Here is a 452-nt window from a genome sequence, read left to right as displayed (position 1 = left end):
GGATAAACGCTGTGACTGGAAAGCCAGCCGCACACAGCGGCATGCGTCTTCATGCTCTGGATACCGCCAAGGGCATTTCTGTCATTCTCGTGGTGTTCTGACATGTTCTGATGGTGTCCTCATCGGTCGGGTTCACGCCTCATCCGGTTTATTTTGCCGTGAACGCGCCGCTGCTCTCCATGCGGATGCCGCTGTTCTTCTTCGTGTCCGGCGTCGTCGTTGCCCATTCGCTGTCCGGTCCATGGAAAGACTTCTTCAACCGGAAGCTTCTGGACCTGCTGTGGATATGCGGGCTGTGGACGGTGATCAACACCGTGGTTCAGGGCCGCCCGACAAGCTATATTCTCACATCCTGGTACAGGCCGGAGATCCACCTTTGGTTCCTCTGGGGGCTGATCATCTACCGGCTCCTTTCCTATCTGTTGCGCAGGCACAAGACGCTGGCCCTCGCG

At 57.5% G+C, this 452-nt stretch carries 1 protein-coding gene; it reads left to right on the top strand.

Annotated features, from left to right (window positions below):
* Window positions 1-110 precede the first annotated feature (110 nt).
* Window positions 111-452 (top strand): acyltransferase family protein (locus tag CN97_RS19680; RefSeq protein WP_035715328.1); only part of this gene is annotated, 342 nt, incomplete at its 3' end.

It is taken from the genome of Haematobacter massiliensis (assembly GCF_000740795.1).
Classification (GTDB): domain Bacteria; phylum Pseudomonadota; class Alphaproteobacteria; order Rhodobacterales; family Rhodobacteraceae; genus Haematobacter; species Haematobacter massiliensis.
This window is presented reverse-complemented; position numbering and strand designations above follow the sequence as displayed.